The organism is Kitasatospora sp. NPDC058063, from assembly GCF_042885395.1.
Lineage (GTDB): Bacteria > Actinomycetota > Actinomycetes > Streptomycetales > Streptomycetaceae > Kitasatospora > Kitasatospora lactacystinica.
Genome location: NZ_JBHVSD010000005.1, coordinates 222003 through 238787, shown reverse-complemented (window position 1 = coordinate 238787; position 16785 = coordinate 222003). Strand labels below are relative to the sequence as shown.

Here is a 16785-nt window from a genome sequence, read left to right as displayed (position 1 = left end):
CCCGCCCGCACCTCGTGTGAGAAGTCGGCCCGGCCGACTTCCCGTGCGCCCCTCTTCCGCAGCTCAGTCGAACCGGATGTGCCGGACCCCTGTCCAGGCCCGGCGGACGCGCCCCCGGAGAACGCCCTCGGTGTTCGGAGCGAGCGTCAGCCCCGAAGCGGCGGCGATGCGGTCGGCCACCTGGGCGACCGTCAGCCGGTCGGTCCACACGTGCTCGGCGAACTCCTCCTCGCGCAAACGCTCCAGGCACAGGTCCAGCTTCGACACGGCGAAACTCTCCCTGCGCAGCGGGGCGTCCTTCCCGGCCACGAACCGCACCACGTGCCCGAAACCGCGCTCACGCAGCCGTCGCAGCACCGTGGCGCGCTCGGCCAGCAAGGTGAAGTGGCGGACGTCATGGCCGCGTTCCCGCAGCCGACCGACGGTCTCCCGGAAGTACACCGGCTCCACGACCGTCATCGGCGCGATCACCACACCGTTCTGATCGGTGAGAACGCGGTCCAGCACGTCGACGACACCTTGCCGCCAAGCGGGAAGGTCCTGGAAGTCCCCGCGCAGCGACGGCGGCATCATCCGGTGCAGGCCGAAACCCACGTGCTCGGGGTCGCAGATGACACTGCCGGGAAGGCGCCACCGGATCTCGTGCGCGGTCTGAGTCTTGCCGGCGCCGAACGGGCCGTTGATCCACAGGAGCATACGGAGACCCTAGCTCCGCCCTGCAACGCTCGGCCCCGGAGCGCCACCCCAGGGTCAATAGCTGTAGTGGGGCCAATGCGGATCGTCCCAGCGGTCGGGCCCGGTGAGGCCGATCAGCCTCAGCCGGTGGAGCAGGTCCTCCGGTGCGTTGTGCGCCCTCAGCCGGGCGGGGGCGTGGCGGGTGAGCCAGGCGGTGAGCACGGCCACCATGGCGTCCTTGTCGTGCCAGGTGCTCCAGGGGAGCTGGTCGACGAGCAGGTCGTAGTCCCACGCGTCGACGGCCTCCGCGAGGTTCCGGTCGGCCGCCGGATGCTCCAGCGCCTCCCAGACGTCGAGCCAGGGGCTCAGTTCACCGGACGCCTCGACGCACAGGACGAGGGTCCCGTGCACGTTCGCGAGGGGATCGGAGGTGACGAGACTGTGGGCCCAGAACGCGTGCAGGAACTCCCGAACGGCCGCGGCCTGCTCCCGGGGCCACTCCTGCCAGCGCCCGCGGGCGAGCGAGAGACCGATCTCGTCCTGGTACCGGAACGACTCGGACCGGCTGTCGACGACGGCGCACGCGAGCTGAGGCAGGACACGGCGGAGCACCGAGCCGTGGTCGCTCCAGTCGGGGGCCTGCCAGCTCCGCCGGAGGAGGTCGGGATCGAGCCGCACACCCGGCACCTTGAGGAGGGCGAGCTCTTCGGCACTGCCCCAATGGCACTCGCAGTTGTGCTCCTCCGGGCGCGCGGTCGCCCCGCGGAGGACGAGAGCGAGGCCCTCCAGGGCCGCGTCGAGGCGCAGCTCCGCACGTCGGACGTACACGTCGGTCATCGGCGTTCACCTTCAGGACTCCGCCGACCTGCCCCCGGCGAAGATCACTACGCTACCGGTCCGCCGGTCGGCCTGACCAGCCCCGGAATGTCTCCTTCCAGCCCGCTTCCGATGGAGGACAGCCGGCGACGTCGACTCGGCCAAGCCGTCTCGAATCGGCACGGCGACACGACCATCGAGCACCCGGCCCGGCCACCCGCGGGCTGAAGGCCCAGGTGCGTCCGACGGCTCTGACACAGGCATTGAGCTTGTGATTTATCCGGTGCGGCGTGGTTTGGTGCCGACCTAGTGGTGAGCCGGTCGGCGGTAGGACTCGCCGGTGACCAGGAGCAGACCCACGTCGTAGCGGTTCGCGGGGCGGCGATTCTTGGAGCCGGGCGGGCGCCCGGGGCCGGAGCGAGCGGGTTTCGGCACTGCGGCCGGCGTTGAGGTTCTGGCGTGCAGGTGTCGGAACCCGCGTCAGACTCGGGCCGGGGTGAGCTTGTTCGGTTTGGCCGGCTTCTCCCATGGCCGTCGCAGGTCGGTGGTCAGATAGCGGGCGAGGCGGAGCTGGGTGCAGGCGGTGACGATCAGCCAGGTCCAGCGGTCCGCCGCCTCGGCTTCCCGCAGTCTCGGAGCGGTCCAGCCGAGGGTCTGCTTGATCATCCTGAAGAAGTGCTCGATGTCGAAGCGGCGCAGGAAGGTCTGCCAGGCCAGGCCAGTCTCCGCGGGGCGGGCCACGGGCCGTGACCACCACAACCACAGCGGCTTGGAGTCGCCGCCGCTGGGCAGGTGGTCGACCTGGAGGCGGATGACGGTGCCCTCGATGACCGGGAGCCAGCCGGGGTGGTCCCGCCAGGCGGCGCGCCCTTGCAGCTCGGGGTGGAGCCGGTCACAGCTCTGGGCGTGGGCGGTGCCGTAGCGGGTGATCTCCGTCTTCGTCTCCGCGTCCGGGGCGCCCCAGGTCCTGGCGTCCTTGAAGATGAACTCGCCGCCGTGCTTGGGCGGCCGCCCGCCGACCGGGTTGGCGAGGGCGAACTCCGCACGGGTCGGCGCCGGGCGGCGCATCACCCGGTCCGAACGCAGACGTCCCAGGATCTCCACGGGCAGGTCGCGCAGCAGGTAGGCCAACCGCATCACGTCGTAGCCGCGTCGGCCACGATCAGCACCGACGGGTCGCCCGGACTCCACTGACCGGCGATGATCAGGCGCTCGACCAGGGCCCACAGCTGTGCGGCGGTGACCGCGGCGAGGTCGTCGCCGGGCCGCAGCCGCACCGCATCCAGAGGATCGACCCAGGAGGTCCGGCCCGATTCCAGGGCCACGACCCACGAGTAGGGCCAGCCTGGGATCATCTGATGCTTGGCGTCGCCACGGCCGTAGGTGTGGCAGAACGAGCGGGCGTCGCTCGTGTCGGCGTCGGGACGCAGCCACGGCGAGACGTCCACCGCCAGCACCAGACGGCCGTCGGCGGCGCGGGGCAGCGGCAGGCCGGCCAGCTCGGCCCGCAGCCGGTCGACATCCAGGCGGCCCCGGTTCAGCGCGCCGTACAGGGCGCCGTGGCCGCGCCGGTGCTCGGGAGCCAGCGCCAGGCCGACCAGGGTCTTCACCGGGCCGTCGGTGCACAGCACCGCATCGGTGAGCTCGAACAGGGCGTCGCGCCGTCCGGCCAGGCAGTCGTAGAAGACCCCCCGGAAGCGCGACAGTTCCGCGAACGGCTCGCACTGCACGCCCTGTTCCACCACACTCATCACTACGGCCTTCGCGTCAAGTCCTCTACTTCTTGGTCGAGTTCAGGATCACGCGAAGGCCGTTCTGCTGTCCCGGGAACACCCGGACGAGTGATCACTGGGGCCGCTTGTTCGAGGCCGCTGGATAGATCACAAGGTGAGACTTACCGCGCAGTACGCCCTGAACCGGCACGACCTGAGCACGGCGCGCGACACCCCGCCTCCAGTGCACTGAGCACCAAAGCGGCCTTGCCGAGAACGCCAACGCCGCTACTGTTGTCCATATGCCGATACTGCAGTCTCATTGAGCGAGACGCAAGTTCAATCTCGCGAGAAAACCGCCACCCTGGATGGAGCACCCCGGACAAATCACCGGGGACCGGGCACCCCACGACCACGATCAGGCCGGCAGAGCGGCCGGCTGGATCGAACGCGATGGGACGGACACTGGCAGAGAAGATCTGGGACGACCACGTCGTCCGGCACGCCGAGGGCGAGCCCGACCTGCTCTACATCGACCTGCACCTGCTGCACAAGGTGACCAGCCCGCAGGCCTTCGACGGGCTCCGGCTGGCCGGTCGCCAGGTCCGCCGGACCGACCTCACGATCGCGACCGAGGACCACAACACCCCGACCCTGGACATCGACAAGCCGATCGCGGACCCGGTCTCCAAGGTGCAGCTGGAGACCCTGCGCCGCAACGCCGCCGAGTTCGGCGTCCGGATCCACTCGCTGGGCAACGTCGAGCAGGGCGTCGTCCACTTGGTGGGACCGCAGCAGGGCCTGACCCATGGAGGCTCGGATGACCATCTGCAACATGTCCATCGAGGCGGGCGCCCGGGCCGGCATGATCATCCCGGACCGGACCACCTCCCCTACATGCAGGGCCGTCCGCACGCCCCGCAGGGCGAGGACTGGGACGCCGCGGTCGCCTACTGGGAGACCCTGGCCACCGACGAGGACGCGGTCTTCGACGCCGAGGTGCTGATCGACGCCAGCCGGCCGACCCCGTTCGTCGCCGTCGCCACCGCAGTGCTGGGCCACCTGGCCGCGCCCGCCGACCTGTCGACCGTCAACGTTCCATGGAGAAGTTCACCACCCACACCGGCCGGGCCGTCCCGCTGCGCCGCAGCAATGGGGACACCGACCAGATCATCCCCGCCCATTGGCTCAAGAAGGTCACCCGCTCGGGTTTCGAGGACGGCCTGTTCGAAGCCTGGCGCAAGGACGAGTCATTCATCCTGAACCAGCCCGAACACCGAGATCACCGTGGCCCTGGAGGCGCGCGCGGAGGGCACGGAGGGCGTGACCGCCGCATTCGAGCTGGACGAGAACGTCCGTTGGCGCCTGCTCAACGGCCTGGACGACATCAGCATCACGCTGGCGAACGCTGATGACATCACGGCCTTCGAGGCGGCCCGGCCGAGCTTCAAGCCCCGCGCCCAACCGGTCGCCTGACCAGCGCAAATCCGATGGCCCGCCCCCTTCCCGGGGGCGGGCCATCGGTCGTAGCGGGGGAGTTCACTCCTCACACCCGGCTGGGAGTACGTCCCGGATGCCGTCTCCATTTGCCGGAAGACGGGGCCCACGCTTCACAACTCCGAGTAGGTGGCACAATCAGAGCATGCACCGGCGGGGCAGATAGGAATAGATCACCGCCACCCGCCGCCCGCCCAGAGAATTCCCAATGTGACATCAGGCCAATTTGTGCCATTTTGTCGCAGGTCGATATACAAGATCCAGCTCTTTTGAATGGCCTGACTTCGCTTTCCTTTCGTCAGCCCGTGGCCCTGGTCTGCAGCCGTAGCCAGCAGACAGAAGCAAAGACCGTGCCCCATCCGGCAGCTGTTGATCGCAACCGAGACCGCCAAGCGCGATCTCCCGGAGGCGGTGCGGTGGTTGAGCCGCTTTGTGTAGGACCTCGACGAGGGGCGACCGCCCCACGGCTGAGGTCACGGACGCGCAAATCCATTGCGACACTAGGGTGATTCGCGCGTCTGGTAATTGAAGGTCCGCAAATACACGCCTAGCGTGTGAATTGAGCAGAAGGGCCCCGACCGGATCTTTGGCGAGAAGGGTCGGGGCCCGTTCGGCGATCACCCGTTGCTTCAAACAAGGAGGTCACCACTGTGAAGGATATGTCCAAGGAAGGGGCAGGTGCGGGGCCCAGTCCGCGTGTCGCCCAGAACGCGGTCCGACGCTACAAGAAGCAGTTTGTCAGTCGGATGGTCAGCGGAGCCGCGTCCGCGCTGGGAGCTGGGACCGTCGGCCTCCTGTTCTGGTGGCTGGAGCGGCTCGGCTGACCATCGACACGACCGCTCGCGCCCTTCCGCGCCCGCCCGGGCGCGGAAGGGCATGCCACCCGGCTGTTCGAAGCCGGACGTAAACGACAAGTTGAGAAGTCGGTTGCGCAGGAAGTCGGCGGGGTCGACTTCCTGCGCATGCCTGCGCCGCCCGGCGGGTCCGGCCGGGCGGCGTGGGCGGGGTGGGGCTTCAGGCCACGGGTTGACGGTCCTCGTTGCAGTCCCGGTCGGGGGTGGGGGTGGGGGTCGCGATGGGGTCCGGGCGGTGGGGCATCCGCAGGACGGCGACCGCGCCGAGTCCGACCACGGCGATGGCGAGGAGCAGGAGGACGGGAAGGACGAGGTCGATCAGGAGTCGCACGGGGCCTCGGCCTTGTCGTAGTGGCGGAGGATCGCCAGGAGGTTGAGGACGGTGCTGGCCGGAGCGGCGCCGAAGCGGACCAGGACGCGGCCGTCGACCACCCGGTCCGTGGCCAGCGCGGGCCAGATCAGACCGAACTTGCGGCCGCGGGAGTGGAGTTCGTCGAGCAACGAGGCGACCTCGGGATCGGTATCGGTGCGCATGATCGCGTCGGCCGGCCCGGTCGGGCGGCGGTGGTCGGCGGTCACGCGGCGGCGTCCAGCTCGAACCAGCAGGACTTCCCGGACTTCCGGGGCTCCGCACCGAACCGGTCGGTGAGGGAGCGGACGAGGCGCAGGCCCCGGCCGGAGACCGCGAGGAGGTCGGAACCGTCGTGCCGGATCGGGACGACGGGGCTCCCATCGCTGACGGAGACCCGCAGCACGTGGTCGAGCACCGCGATGACGACGAGCGGCGCCGAACTACCGCCGTGGCGCCAAGCATTGACGAACAGTTCGAGGAGCGCGAGTTCGGCGTCGGCGACCAGGTCGGGCTTCCACCCGGCGCGCGCCGTGGCCTCGCGCAACTCCTCGCGCGCGGCCGACCAGTCAGGGGGGATTTCGTGGGGAGACACGAAGGAACCTCCGTGGGGGGGGTGAAGTGGATCATTCGTCGCCAGACCCCGGCAGATACGCCCGAGGAACGGCCAGGTCACAGGCCGCTGCATACGCAGCGCACACGACCCGCTACGCTCAGCATGGGGCCTATGCGATGCGTGGCGCAACTCCGTCGCCACAAATCGCATATATGCAAATCGAACCTGAATTCGGCGATCCAGACGGCCAGTTGTCGGTAGCGCTGGCACCCTTCGCCCGGGCAGACTGGTCAACTGACAGCTCAGGAGGGGACAACATGGCAGTCTCGACCGTTCGCCGGCGACGGCTCGGTGGCGAACTGCGGAAGCTCCGTGAGGAACGGAAGCTCACCGCCGAGGTGGTCGCGGAAGCCACCGGAATGAGCCAGCCCAAGCTCACTCGGATCGAGACCGCCCACACCGCAGCCAAGATCGAGGACGTCATCAAGCTCCTCGACTACTACGGCTGCGACGATGAGGACTACCGCGCCGGATTGATCGCGATCACGAAGGACGGGAGCAAGCGCGGCTGGTGGCTGAGCTATCGCGACGTCATCAACGCCACGGCGAACGACCTGATCCTTCTGGAAGCCGACGCCACCACCTACCGGACGTACGAACCGGCCTTCGTGCCCGGCCTGTTCCAGACCCCCGAATACGCGCGCATCATCATCGAGCGCCTGCGCAACCGGTCCGGTGGAACCGTCGAGGACCTGGTTCAGGTTCGAATGGCGCGCCAGTCCATCCTCACGCGCCCGAACCCCGTGCAGGTATGGGCCGTCATCCATGAGGCGGCCCTCTGCTCGAACGCGAACCGCCCCGAGATCATGGTCCCTCAGCTGGACAGGCTGCTGACCCTCAGCGGTCTGTCCAACGTCAACATCCAGGTCATGCCGATCGGCGGGGCAGTCCACCCGGGAATGTACGGAGCGTTCACGCTCATGGGGTTCCCGCAGCGGAAGGACCTCGACGTCGTCCTGGTCGAAGGAATGATGAGCTCCTTGTGGGTCGAGGACCCAACCGACGTGGAGCTCTGCAGGTCGAACTTCCAGGAGATCACAGCAGAAGCCATGTCCGTCGACTCCTCGCTCGCCTTCATCACCGCACAGAGAGACAGGATCAAGTGACCCAGCCGACCTTCAAGAAGTCCAGCTACAGCGGCGGAGACGAGAACTGCGTCGAGGTTGCCATCCCCGGCGGGCCGGTCTCCTACATCCGCGACTCGAAGGACCCTTCCGGCCCCGCCCTGGCCTTCGACCGCGCGGCCCACTCCTCCTTCATCGCCGCCCTCGCCACCGGGGAATTCGACTTCGGACTGCTCTGATCACCCAACAGAGAGGCAGGCTCACATGCCCATAACCCTGAACCACACCATCGTTCCGGCCGTGGACAACGAGGCGGCAGCCCGCTTCTTCGCCTCCGTCATGGGCCTCGACTACCAGGGCGCCGACCGGCACTTCGCGCCGGTGCGGGTCAACGACTCCCTCACCCTGGACTTCATGACCGTCGAGAACCCGGTCGGCCATCACCTGGCCTTCGACGTGGACCCGTCCTCCTTCGACGGGGTCCTCGCCCGGCTCCGCGACGCCGACGTGCCGTACGGCAATGATCCCCGTGAGCCCGGCAACGGTCGGATCGACCACCCGTTGTGCCCTCGCGGCCTGTACTTCACCGATGAGGCCGGGAACCTCTACGAGGTCATGTCCCCTCAGTAGGGCCCCGCTCCACTCGGTGCCTCGCCCGCCCAGTAGGCCGGGCGAGGCACCGCGGCCATCAGATCAGGCCGCGCCGCATGGCGTACCCCACGGCGTGGGCCCGGTTGCGCAGGCCGAGGCGGGTGATGATCTCGTGCAGCACGTTCTTCACCGTGCGCTCGGAGTACGAGGTCTTGGCGGCGATCTCGCTGGTGTCGAAGCCCTCCGCCACCAGCTTCAGCATCTCCGCCTCCCGCGCGGTTAACGTCGAGAGGGTCAGGCCGCGCCCGTCCAGCATGGTGCGCTGGAGGATTCCGATCCGGTCGAGCAATTCGCCCAGCAGGTCGCCGGGCATCACGCCTTCACCGTTGGCGAGGGCCGTGATGAGGTGCACCAGCCGGTCCTGGTCGGCCTCGGACCTCCGCAGCACGGCGGCGACCCCGTTCTCCACGATGGTCTGCAGCCCGCCGGCCTCGAAGTGCCCCACCACCAGGCCTATCCGGCCCGACGTCGCGAGTCGCAGCCTCCGCAGGTGCTCGGTCACCGTCTCCGTCAGCGCGTCGACCACCAGCAGGGAGACCTCGGCCCGCCCGGCCTCGTTCTCGCTCAGCAGCTCCACCTCGGGCCGCTGGCGCAGCTGTTGGACCACGCCGGTCTGCAGGATGAGGTCCTCGGCGTAGACCGCCACCCGCACCTGGGCCGGCCTGCCGCGCAGTTGGGCGGGCACGCGCGGGACGGTGGCGCCGGCGGGCTTCGGTGCCACCGTGGTCCGGCGGGCTGTGACGGCTTCCTCACGGGTTGTATCGGTCGACGTCATCGAACTGCTCCATTCTGCAAGTGCCTGCGAGGGTGACGGTCGGGCGCCGCGGGGCGGCGCCGGCCGGGGGCTTGGGGGCGGGTCACGCGGAGCCGGGCCGGGCCCGCGACGGGACCGGGCGGGGTCTCCGGTCGGTCCGTACGGGCAAGGGGTGTGGCCCCCAGCTTGCCCGTACGGCCCTCTTCTCCGGCGCGGTACGGCCCTACCGTCACGCTATGACCACATCCGCCGAACTCGGCCTGCCAGCATTGACGGTGGCCCCCGGTGGCGTGGCCACCACGACCCTGACGGTACGCAACGATCTTGACATCGTTGAGGCTTACACGTTCGAGGTGGTCGGCGACTGCGCCGGCTGGACGAAGGTGGAGCCGGCCCGGGTGTCGCTGTACCCGGGGACGTCCGAGACCGTGACGGTCCGGCTGGCTCCGCCGCGCTCCCCCGCCACCCGGGCCGGCGAGTTCCCGCTCGGCATCCGGGTGCTGCCGGTCGAGCGCCCCGACCTGGTGACGGTGCCGGAGGCCACGGTCACCGTGACGCCGTTCGAGGAGCTGCAGGCCGCGCTGGCCCCGCGCCGTCGCCGCGGCTGGCTGCGCGGACGCTACCGGGCCTCGGTGCGCAACCTCGGCAACGCTCCCACCGGTGTGACGTTCACGCCGGGACAGGCCGGTGAGGACCTGCGGTTCCGGGTCACGCCGGAGAAGCTGCGGCTGGAGCCCGGCGAGTCCGGGGAGGTGCGGGTGCAGGCGCGCACCCGCAAGCTGATCTGGTTCGGCAAGCCGGCGACCTGGCCGTTCGAGGTGACGGTGGGCCCGGAGGAGCGGGCGGACGGCAAGGACGGCAAGGACGACAAGGGAGGGAAGGACGCGAAGGACGGCAAGGACGGGGTCAAGGCGCCGGAAGCCGCACCGGATACCGCGCCGACGCCCGTCCAGAAGCCGCTCCTGGACGGCGAGTTCCTTCAGCTGCCGATCTTCCCGAAGTGGCTGCTCGCGCTCCTGGCGGCGCTGATCGCGCTGCTGCTGGCCTGGTTCGCCCTGGTCCGCCCGGCGGTGCGCAGCTCCGCGAAGCAGGCGGCAGAGAAGGCCGTCGCCCAGCAGAACGCCACTCCGGCCCCGCCGGCCGGTGTCCCGGCCGGTGACACACCGGGCAGCCCCGCCAACGGGAGCACCCCGGGCGGCCAGACCAAGCCGGGCGCCGGGAAGCCGACCACCGGCCCCGGCAGCCAGGGCGGACCTGGTCCGGGCGGGCTGGCGGTGCCGGGGACCGGCCAGCAGAGCTCCGCCACGATCGACGTCGTGACCGAGAACGGCGCGGCCACGACCGGCAGTTACCAGGTGCCGCACGGCAAGGTCTTCGACATCACCGACCTCGTGGTCGCCAACTTCCAGGGCGACCAGGGACTGGTGACCATCACGGCCGGCAACAAGACCATCACCACCATCGCCTTGGAGACCTTCCGCAACCAGGACTACCACTGGGTGACTCCCCTTCAGGTCCCCGAGGACCAGGCGGTGACCGCGAGCGTGACCTGCGAGGTTCCGGGCACCCCGGCCTCGGGCAAGCAGGCGCCCACGTGCCACGAACTCCTCAACGTCAGCGGGACTCTGAGCGACATCCGGCAAGGAAACTGAACGTTTCCGGCCCATTCGTCTCCGAATTCCCGCTCCCCCGCATCTCCCCTCACATCCCGTGACCATGTCAATACCCGACGGACACTGTTGCATCGTGCACCCGTCCGAACCAAACCGACCCGCCGGTAACCAGCCGTGATCTGCCCCTGAGGGCAACCGGCCTGGCCCCTGAGGGCAACCGGTACGCCCCTACGGGCGGTTCGGGGTGCCCCGGCCCGGAAAAGCCGAACGCCGGTCCCCGCCCAACCAGGGCGGGGACCGGCGTTCGGTGTCTGTCGCGGGCGGCGGGCCGCCGGATCAGAACCAGTGCAGGCAGTGCGGCGCGCGCTCGGCGCGGAACAGGGCGTCGGCGAGGACGGCCGCGCCGGGTCGATGGGCCCGGATGTGACCGGCCCGGACGAGGGCGCTCGGGGCGGTGCCGCCGAGGTAGACCGCCCCCAGGTCGCGGACGTCCAGGGAGAGGTCCGGCTCCCGGTCCGTCGGGACGCACTCGGCCTTCCCGTCCCGGACGGTCAGCAGGTATCGGTGGTGCTCGCCGAGGAACGGGTCGTCGACGTCCAGGACCAGTTCGCCGTCGGTGAACCAGCCGCGCGCGGTCAGCGCGCGCGGGACGTCCAGCAGCCGCACCCAGAGCCAGTCGGTCTCGCCGCCCGGCTGGACGGCGCGGAAGTCAGCGAGCTGCCAGCGCAGCGGGTGCTCCGGCGGGCAGTGCCGGAACACGACCTGGGAGACCAGGTCGTGGCCGAGCACGAACCGGGCCAGGTCGGTGTAGGCGGCGTCGTCGACGGCGACGGTCTCGTCCACCGTCAGGGTGTCGTCGCCGAGCGAGTAGCTGGCGTACCCGTCCGGGGTGCCGTCGGCGTCCCGGTGGACCGCGACGTAGCGCGGCGTCGGGGCGATCGGGACCTGCCCCGCGCCCAGCTCCCACCAGCGGCGCGGCCGGGACAGCGCACCGGGCTGACGGCGGCGGTAACGGTCGTAGACCTCCTCCACGATCTGCCCGCAGTCGGCCCGCCGCAGCAGTTCGACCGAACCGGCCGCCGGGGCCTCGGCCGCCCGCCGCGCCCGGGGTTCGGCGAAGGCGGCCTGCCGGCTCGGCACCGTCAGCCGCTGGGTGTACGTCGCCGGACCGTAGCCGAACCTGCCGTAGATCCCGGCCTCGGAGGCCAGCAGGACGGAGAGGAACTCCCCTCGCGCCCGCACGTCGCCGAGCTGACGCTGCATCAGCGCGGTGAGCACGCCCTGGCGCCGGTGGGTGGGCAGGACTCCGACGGACGTCACCCCGGAGGTCGGGACGACCACCTCCCCGGGCAGGGTGAGCTCGAAGGAGCACGCCCCCGCGGTGCCGACCGGCCGCCCGTCCGCCGTCACCGCGAGCAGGTTGCGGTCCATCTCGGTCGCCGCCCACCAGACCCCGCCGCCGTCCGCGTTCGGGGTTTCCGGGAACCGCCCGAACGCGGCGTGAAGCGTGTCGACGAAGACGTCGAGGTCCTGGTCGGTCGTGGAACGGATCTCCATGCGGTGCTGCTGCCTCCCCGTACTGCCGGCGCCACCGCGCGCGGCGCCCCCCGAAGTGCAGCGCGACCGGGCTGCCCGGTCAACCGAATTACCGGCGGGCGGGGCATCGCCGGGCCATCGTCGGGACGTCGCCGGCGGGCTCACCCGGGCGGTGACTGGAAGTCGTAGTTGGCGACGTGATGCTGGACCTGTACAGGTGGCCGGCGAACGGGAAGCGCTAGTTGGCAAGAACGTCCGCGAGAGGTCACGGAGTGTATCGATCTGCTGGGTCAGGATTCGTTGGCGCCGGAATGCGCCGGACCGCCTTGGAGGTCGCGGACCAGGTGGGTGGCGTCCCGAACGAGACCACTCTTGCGGGTGACGACCACCCGCAAGAGTGGCGAGAACCGTCAGCGCGCGGGCATCACCTGCCCAGTTGCCACGCAGCTGAGTACGTGATGTCCATGATGCCCACATTGTGGTCAAGGATCTGCAGGTCGCAGTAGCGAGCGACCTGCCTCCCGGACGCATCCAGCACGGGGATCCCGCTGGGGAGGAACCGCCCGCCGCGAACGGTCAGCACGGGCTGTCCGTCCTTGTACTCCAGCGTCAAAGTGCCGACGTCCTCGGGCTTGACCTCGGACGCCGGAACAGGAGTCGGCTGCGCGGGTGCCGTCGCCTCGGGAGTTGCAGTCAGCCCGAGGCTTGCCATCTGCTCGGGTGACATCTGCACCTTGGCCGGGCCCTTCGAGTTGGGCGTGGTCTCGGACATGGCTGCCTCCTCACTGGCCGGCCTGCTGCCGACGCGCCTGGATCATTCCATGACGGATCGTCAGGAACCCTCGCTCCCGAGGTGGGTTGGCATCCTGGAGTAGCGGGATAGCTGGTTACCACCCGTAGTCGGTCAGCGGGCGTCGCCAACTATGACTTCCATTCGCCAGCTACGACTTCCAGTCACCCGGGCCTGACGGCGGGCGGTGGCAGCGAGTGGCGGGGAAACGCTGCACAAAGGCTGCGGGTGGTGCCGGGAAGCCGAAACGCTGCACAGTGCCGAGGTGACCACGCACGCCTGCCCGTCCGCGTCCCTCTCCCCCGTCGTCCCCGTCGTCGCGGCTCCGGCCGCGGAGCTGGAACGCCTGGTCGCCGCGGTGGCCCGGGGCGACCAGGCGGCGTACGCACGGCTGTACCGGGCCGTGGCCGCACCGGTGTACGGGACGGCGCTGCGGACGCTGCGCAGCCCCTCGCAGGCCGAGGAGGTCGCGCAGGAGGTGCTGCTGGAGGTCTGGCGCGCCGCCGCCGGCTACCGGCCGGCCCGCGGCACGGTGCTGGCCTGGGTGCTCACCATCGCCCACCGCCGCGCCGTGGACCGGGTCCGGGCAGCTCAGGCCGCCGCCGACCGCGAACTGCGGGCGGCCCTGCGCGAGCAGCCGGTCCGCGAGCCTGGCGCCGAACCGGTCGCCGAGCAGGTCGAGCGGGTCCTCGACGCGCGCCGGGTGCGGTCCGCGCTCGCCCGGCTGAGCGGCGTCCAGCGCGAGTCGCTCGTCCTGGCGTACTACGGCGGGTACTCGCAGAGTGAGATCGCCCGGGCCCTGGGGGTGCCGCTGGGCACGGTGAAGACCCGCATGCGGGACGGGCTGCTGCGGCTGCGGACGGCCTTCGACGGCTCCTGACGCCCGGGCCCGACAGGGGATCATGGCAGTGGCGAAGGACGCCCGGGACGTCCAGGGCATCCGAGACGCCCGGGACGCCCGGGTCATCCGGAAGATCCGCGAGAGGAGAACGATGGGTGCCGACCAGGCGGGCCTGCCGACCGGCGGCGTGGCCCGGCTCCTCGGGGTGTCCCCCACCACGATCCGCTCCTGGGAGCGCCGCTACGGCATCGGCCCCTCGCTGCGCGACCCCGGCCACCACCGCCGCTGGAGCCCCGAGGACATCGCGCTGCTCGAAGCGATGTGCCGCCTGGCGGCCCGCGGCGTGCGCCCGGCCGAAGCGGCCCGGGCGGTGCTGGCCTCCCACCACGCGGCCGGGGCCGAGGCCGGGGCCGGTGCCGGTGCCGGTGCCGCGAACGAGGCCGTCGCACCGGTGCCCGGGCAGGCCGCGCAGCCGGGGCCGGAGGCCGGTCGCGGCCCGGCCGGCGGCCGCTCGCTGCGGATGGGGGCGGTCCGCGCCGAGTGCCGGGGCCTGGCCCGGGCCGCCGTCCGCCTGGACTCCCCGGAGGTCGCCCGGATCCTGCGGGAGGTGGTGGATTCGCTCGGGGTCGTCGACGCCTGGACCGAGGTGATGATGCCCGCGCTGCGCGCGACCGGACGCAAGTGGGCCTCCTCCGGCGAGCAGTACGTCGAGGTCGAGCACCTGCTGTCCTGGCACGTGTCCACCGTCCTGCGCGCCGCGGCCGTACGGCCCGCCAGGCCGCGGCCCGCGCCGCCCGTCCTGCTGGCCGCGATGCCCGACGAGCAGCACAGCCTGGCACTGGAGGCGGCCGCGGCGGGCCTGGGCGAGCGTGCGCTGCCCTTCCGGATGCTGGGCGCGGCCGTCCCGCCCAGGGCGCTGCTGGACGCGGTGCACCGGATCGGCCCGGGCGCCGTGATGCTCTGGTCGCAGCTCCCGCCCACCGCCGACCACGAGCTGGTCCGGCGAGTGGCCGACTCCACGTGGGGCGCGCGCGGCTCCCGCGGCCGGGCCCTGGTGCTGGCCACCGGCCCCGGCTGGGGCCGCTCCGGCGCCCCGGGCGGCACCGCGGGCCCGCAGAGCCTGGCGAGCGCCCTCGACCTCCTGGAGCGGACCGTCACCGGGTGATCCGCGCGGCCGTCCTCCAACCGCCGAATATCCCCCGGCCGCCGAATGGCACCCGCCTCCGGATGTCACCCGTTCGGGTGACTCCAAGTGCGCTCGCCCATCCGGGGCCCGTTCGGCACCGAAGCCACGGTGCCGGCGGTCGGCCGGGACGAGGACATGGACGGGTACGTGGACATCGGCATGGACGTGGACGTGGACAGGAGCGCGATGAAGGTGTCCCCCAGAACGGCACGGACGCTGCGGGTCCGGCCCGCGACCCACGAGGACCAGGCCCAGGTGGTCCGGCTGATCATGGCCGACCGGCCCGCCGTGCCCTTCCCGGCGACGGCACCCGTCGCCTGGGACCGCCGGCCCGACCGGACGGTCCTCGTCCTCCACGACGGGGACGGCCGGCTCCAGGGCGCGATGGCCGTGCACCGCCGGACGACGGCCGGCCAACTCACCGGCGGGGTGGCCTGGCTGCACTGCCGCGAGGCCGCGGACGCGGCCGAGGCCCTCGTCCGGACCGTCCTGGCGCGGAGCGGCGGCCTGACGGCCGTCACCGCCTTCACCGACCCTTCGCCCTGGCCGCCCCACCTGCCCGGACTGCCGCTCCACCGCCGACCGGTCACCACCCGGGCGTTCCTCGCCCACGGGTTCCGCCCGATGGACCACCGCCTCCTGCTGCACCGCCCCGCCACGTCCACCATCGACCGCGCCGCCCTCGGCCCGCGCACGGCCGACGCCCCGCCCCTGTGGGTTTCCCCGGAGGGCACCCTCCACCGCGACCGCGGCACCGTCGGCCCGCCCGCACCGGCCGTCCTCTGGCGCCGCAACCTGCCCCGTGCGCTGGAGGAACTCGACCGCGCCGGCGGCCGGGACGTCCTGGCCATCGTCGATCTGCTCGCCCCCGGCGCCTGCGAACTCGCCGCCGTCCTCGCCGGGTTCGGCTTCGATGAGCTCGACCTGCTGCGCTCGATGGTCCTGACCTGAGCCTGGCCCGGGGTCCGCCGCCTCCCGGACCGCCGGGTCGCCGGGCACGGCGAGCGTTACATTGAGGCGGAGAGGGGCGCCGGTCCGGAACGGGGTGGCTGATGCACTCGATCACCGCCTGGCTGAGCGGACTGTCCGGTCCGGTCGGGTACGCGGTGGTCGCGGGCCTCGTGCTCGTCGAGGACGCCCTCTTCTTCAGCTTCGTCGTCCCCGGCGAGACCGCGGCCGTCCTCGGCGGGTTCCTGGCCCACCAGGGCCGGCTCTCGCTCGGCTGGCTCGTCCTGTTCGTGGTCTGCGCCGCCGTCCTCGGCGACACCGCCGGCTACGAGATCGGCCGCCACATCGGCCCCAGGATCCTCGACACCCGCCCGATGCGGCGCCATGCGACCCGGGTCGACCGGGCCCAGGACCTGATCCGCCGCCGCGGGCCGGCCGCCGTCTTCTTCGGCCGCTTCGTCGCCTTCTTCCGCGCCATGGTGCCCACCCTGGCCGGCATGTCCCGCATGCCCTACCGTCGCTTCCTCCTGTTCAACGCCCTCGGCGGCGTCCTCTGGGGCGTCGGGTTCACCCTGCTCGGCTACTTCGCCGGAGCCGCCTACACCCGGGTCGAGAGCACCGTCGGCCGGGTCCTCGCCCTCGCGATCGCCGCGGGCGTCGTCATCGCCCTCGCCGTCTGGTACCTGCGCCGGCACCGGCGCGGCGACCGCGCCCCGGACCGCGGCGACCGGGACGAGTAGTCCTGCCCCCACCATCGGATCCGCCACCATCGGACCCTCCCCGTGGTCTCCGGAGCCCGACGCGGATCTCGGTACCGCCCGACGGCACGGGCCCGCGCGGCGGCGGCTTGCGGGCCGTCGGCGAAGGCGGGCCCGTGACCAGG

16 protein-coding genes and 3 pseudogenes are annotated in these 16785 nt (G+C 71.4%); 10 read left to right on the top strand and 9 right to left on the bottom strand.

Going from position 1 to position 16785, the window contains the following annotated elements:
* Positions 1-63 precede the first annotated feature (63 nt).
* The 3 genes and pseudogenes from ACFVUY_RS10825 to ACFVUY_RS10815 form a co-directional block, all read right to left on the bottom strand.
* On the bottom strand, positions 64-696 hold the full coding sequence (locus ACFVUY_RS10825) for an AAA family ATPase (RefSeq protein ID WP_387729068.1): 633 nt from the start codon (positions 694-696) through the stop codon (positions 64-66).
* A 54-nt stretch (positions 697-750) separates the two neighbouring features.
* A complete protein-coding gene (locus ACFVUY_RS10820; protein ID WP_387729065.1) occupies positions 751-1512 on the bottom strand; it encodes a hypothetical protein in 762 nt (253 codons plus the stop codon).
* A 285-nt stretch (positions 1513-1797) separates the two neighbouring features.
* Positions 1798-3242, bottom strand: a pseudogene (locus tag ACFVUY_RS10815) (NF041680 family putative transposase).
* A gap of 414 nt (positions 3243-3656) precedes the next feature.
* On the opposite strand from ACFVUY_RS10815, the pseudogene ACFVUY_RS10810 reads away from it, so the two are divergent.
* Positions 3657-4250 (top strand): annotated as a pseudogene (locus ACFVUY_RS10810) (aconitase family protein); the annotation flags it as partial.
* A 53-nt stretch (positions 4251-4303) separates the two neighbouring features.
* A pseudogene (locus ACFVUY_RS10805) lies at positions 4304-4679 on the top strand (hypothetical protein).
* A 1035-nt stretch (positions 4680-5714) separates the two neighbouring features.
* On the opposite strand, the gene ACFVUY_RS10800 reads toward ACFVUY_RS10805, so the two are convergent.
* The 3 genes from ACFVUY_RS10800 to ACFVUY_RS10790 are packed head-to-tail and all read right to left on the bottom strand — an operon-like array spanning position 5715 to position 6498.
* Entirely contained in the window at positions 5715-5885 is a 171-nt protein-coding gene (locus ACFVUY_RS10800) for a hypothetical protein (protein ID WP_387729062.1), read from the bottom strand.
* The gene (locus tag ACFVUY_RS10795) at positions 5873-6133 is read right to left on the bottom strand and encodes a hypothetical protein (RefSeq protein WP_387729059.1); all 261 of its coding nucleotides are present in this window, start codon (positions 6131-6133) and stop codon (positions 5873-5875) included. Before ACFVUY_RS10795 ends, ACFVUY_RS10800 begins: the two co-directional genes overlap by 13 nt.
* Positions 6130-6498, bottom strand: coding sequence for an ATP-binding protein (locus tag ACFVUY_RS10790; protein ID WP_387729056.1), 369 nt, complete (start codon positions 6496-6498; stop codon positions 6130-6132). Before ACFVUY_RS10790 ends, ACFVUY_RS10795 begins: the two co-directional genes overlap by 4 nt.
* 278 nt (positions 6499-6776) lie before the next feature.
* Between ACFVUY_RS10790 and ACFVUY_RS10785 the strand changes: the two genes are divergently transcribed.
* The 3 genes from ACFVUY_RS10785 to ACFVUY_RS10775 are packed head-to-tail and all read left to right on the top strand — an operon-like array spanning position 6777 to position 8213.
* Positions 6777-7625: a helix-turn-helix transcriptional regulator gene (locus ACFVUY_RS10785; protein WP_387729053.1), complete on the top strand. Its 849-nt coding sequence runs from the start codon at positions 6777-6779 to the stop codon at positions 7623-7625.
* Positions 7622-7822 (top strand): DUF397 domain-containing protein, encoded by a 201-nt coding sequence (locus ACFVUY_RS10780; RefSeq protein WP_380357268.1) that lies wholly within the window; start codon positions 7622-7624, stop codon positions 7820-7822. The genes ACFVUY_RS10785 and ACFVUY_RS10780 overlap by 4 nt, the downstream gene beginning before the upstream one ends.
* Positions 7823-7847: 25 nt before the next feature.
* Entirely contained in the window at positions 7848-8213 is a 366-nt protein-coding gene (locus ACFVUY_RS10775; protein ID WP_387684387.1) for a VOC family protein, read from the top strand.
* 58 nt (positions 8214-8271) lie between these two features.
* Here the strand turns inward: ACFVUY_RS10775 and ACFVUY_RS10770 are convergent, their stop codons facing one another.
* Positions 8272-9009 (bottom strand): response regulator transcription factor, encoded by a 738-nt coding sequence (locus ACFVUY_RS10770; protein ID WP_387684389.1) that lies wholly within the window; start codon positions 9007-9009, stop codon positions 8272-8274.
* Positions 9010-9224: 215 nt separating this feature from the next.
* Between ACFVUY_RS10770 and ACFVUY_RS10765 the strand changes: the two genes are divergently transcribed.
* Positions 9225-10640 (top strand): hydrolytic protein, encoded by a 1416-nt coding sequence (locus ACFVUY_RS10765; RefSeq protein WP_387684391.1) that lies wholly within the window; start codon positions 9225-9227, stop codon positions 10638-10640.
* A 297-nt stretch (positions 10641-10937) separates the two neighbouring features.
* Here ACFVUY_RS10765 and ACFVUY_RS10760 read toward each other — a convergent pair whose 3' ends face one another.
* Both ACFVUY_RS10760 and ACFVUY_RS10755 read right to left on the bottom strand, forming a co-directional pair.
* Entirely contained in the window at positions 10938-12158 is a 1221-nt protein-coding gene (locus ACFVUY_RS10760) for a GNAT family N-acetyltransferase (protein WP_387729049.1), read from the bottom strand.
* Positions 12159-12561: 403 nt separating this feature from the next.
* Positions 12562-12909, bottom strand: coding sequence for a hypothetical protein (locus ACFVUY_RS10755; protein WP_387729046.1), 348 nt, complete (start codon positions 12907-12909; stop codon positions 12562-12564).
* Positions 12910-13192: 283 nt separating this feature from the next.
* Between ACFVUY_RS10755 and sigK the strand changes: the two genes are divergently transcribed.
* The 4 genes from sigK to ACFVUY_RS10735 all read left to right on the top strand — a co-directional run bounded on the left by sigK (position 13193) and on the right by ACFVUY_RS10735 (position 16642).
* Positions 13193-13807 carry an ECF RNA polymerase sigma factor SigK gene (gene sigK / locus ACFVUY_RS10750; RefSeq protein ID WP_387729044.1) on the top strand — a complete coding sequence of 205 codons (615 nt, stop codon included), beginning with the start codon at positions 13193-13195 and terminating at the stop codon, positions 13805-13807.
* Positions 13808-13919: 112 nt separating this feature from the next.
* Positions 13920-14933, top strand: coding sequence for a MerR family transcriptional regulator (locus ACFVUY_RS10745; RefSeq protein WP_387729380.1), 1014 nt, complete (start codon positions 13920-13922; stop codon positions 14931-14933).
* Between the two features lie 87 nt (positions 14934-15020).
* Entirely contained in the window at positions 15021-15905 is an 885-nt protein-coding gene (locus tag ACFVUY_RS10740) for a hypothetical protein (protein ID WP_387729041.1), read from the top strand.
* Positions 15906-16006: 101 nt separating this feature from the next.
* Positions 16007-16642, top strand: coding sequence for a DedA family protein (locus ACFVUY_RS10735; protein WP_387729039.1), 636 nt, complete (start codon positions 16007-16009; stop codon positions 16640-16642).
* Positions 16643-16785 lie beyond the last annotated feature (143 nt).

Bases quoted from the DNA above. Each gene is read 5' to 3' on its own strand.
- ACFVUY_RS10825 (WP_387729068.1), bottom strand. From the start codon at position 696: ATGCTCCTGTGGATCAACGGCCCGTTCGGCGCCGGCAAGACTCAGACC.
- ACFVUY_RS10820 (WP_387729065.1), bottom strand. From the start codon at position 1,512: ATGACCGACGTGTACGTCCGACGTGCGGAGCTGCGCCTCGACGCGGCC.
- ACFVUY_RS10785 (WP_387729053.1), top strand. From the start codon at position 6,777: ATGGCAGTCTCGACCGTTCGCCGGCGACGGCTCGGTGGCGAACTGCGG.
- ACFVUY_RS10775 (WP_387684387.1), top strand. From the start codon at position 7,848: ATGCCCATAACCCTGAACCACACCATCGTTCCGGCCGTGGACAACGAG.
- ACFVUY_RS10770 (WP_387684389.1), bottom strand. From the start codon at position 9,009: ATGACGTCGACCGATACAACCCGTGAGGAAGCCGTCACAGCCCGCCGG.
- ACFVUY_RS10765 (WP_387684391.1), top strand. From the start codon at position 9,225: ATGACCACATCCGCCGAACTCGGCCTGCCAGCATTGACGGTGGCCCCC.
- ACFVUY_RS10760 (WP_387729049.1), bottom strand. From the start codon at position 12,158: ATGGAGATCCGTTCCACGACCGACCAGGACCTCGACGTCTTCGTCGAC.
- ACFVUY_RS10755 (WP_387729046.1), bottom strand. From the start codon at position 12,909: ATGTCCGAGACCACGCCCAACTCGAAGGGCCCGGCCAAGGTGCAGATG.
- ACFVUY_RS10745 (WP_387729380.1), top strand. From the start codon at position 13,920: ATGGGTGCCGACCAGGCGGGCCTGCCGACCGGCGGCGTGGCCCGGCTC.
- ACFVUY_RS10735 (WP_387729039.1), top strand. From the start codon at position 16,007: ATGCACTCGATCACCGCCTGGCTGAGCGGACTGTCCGGTCCGGTCGGG.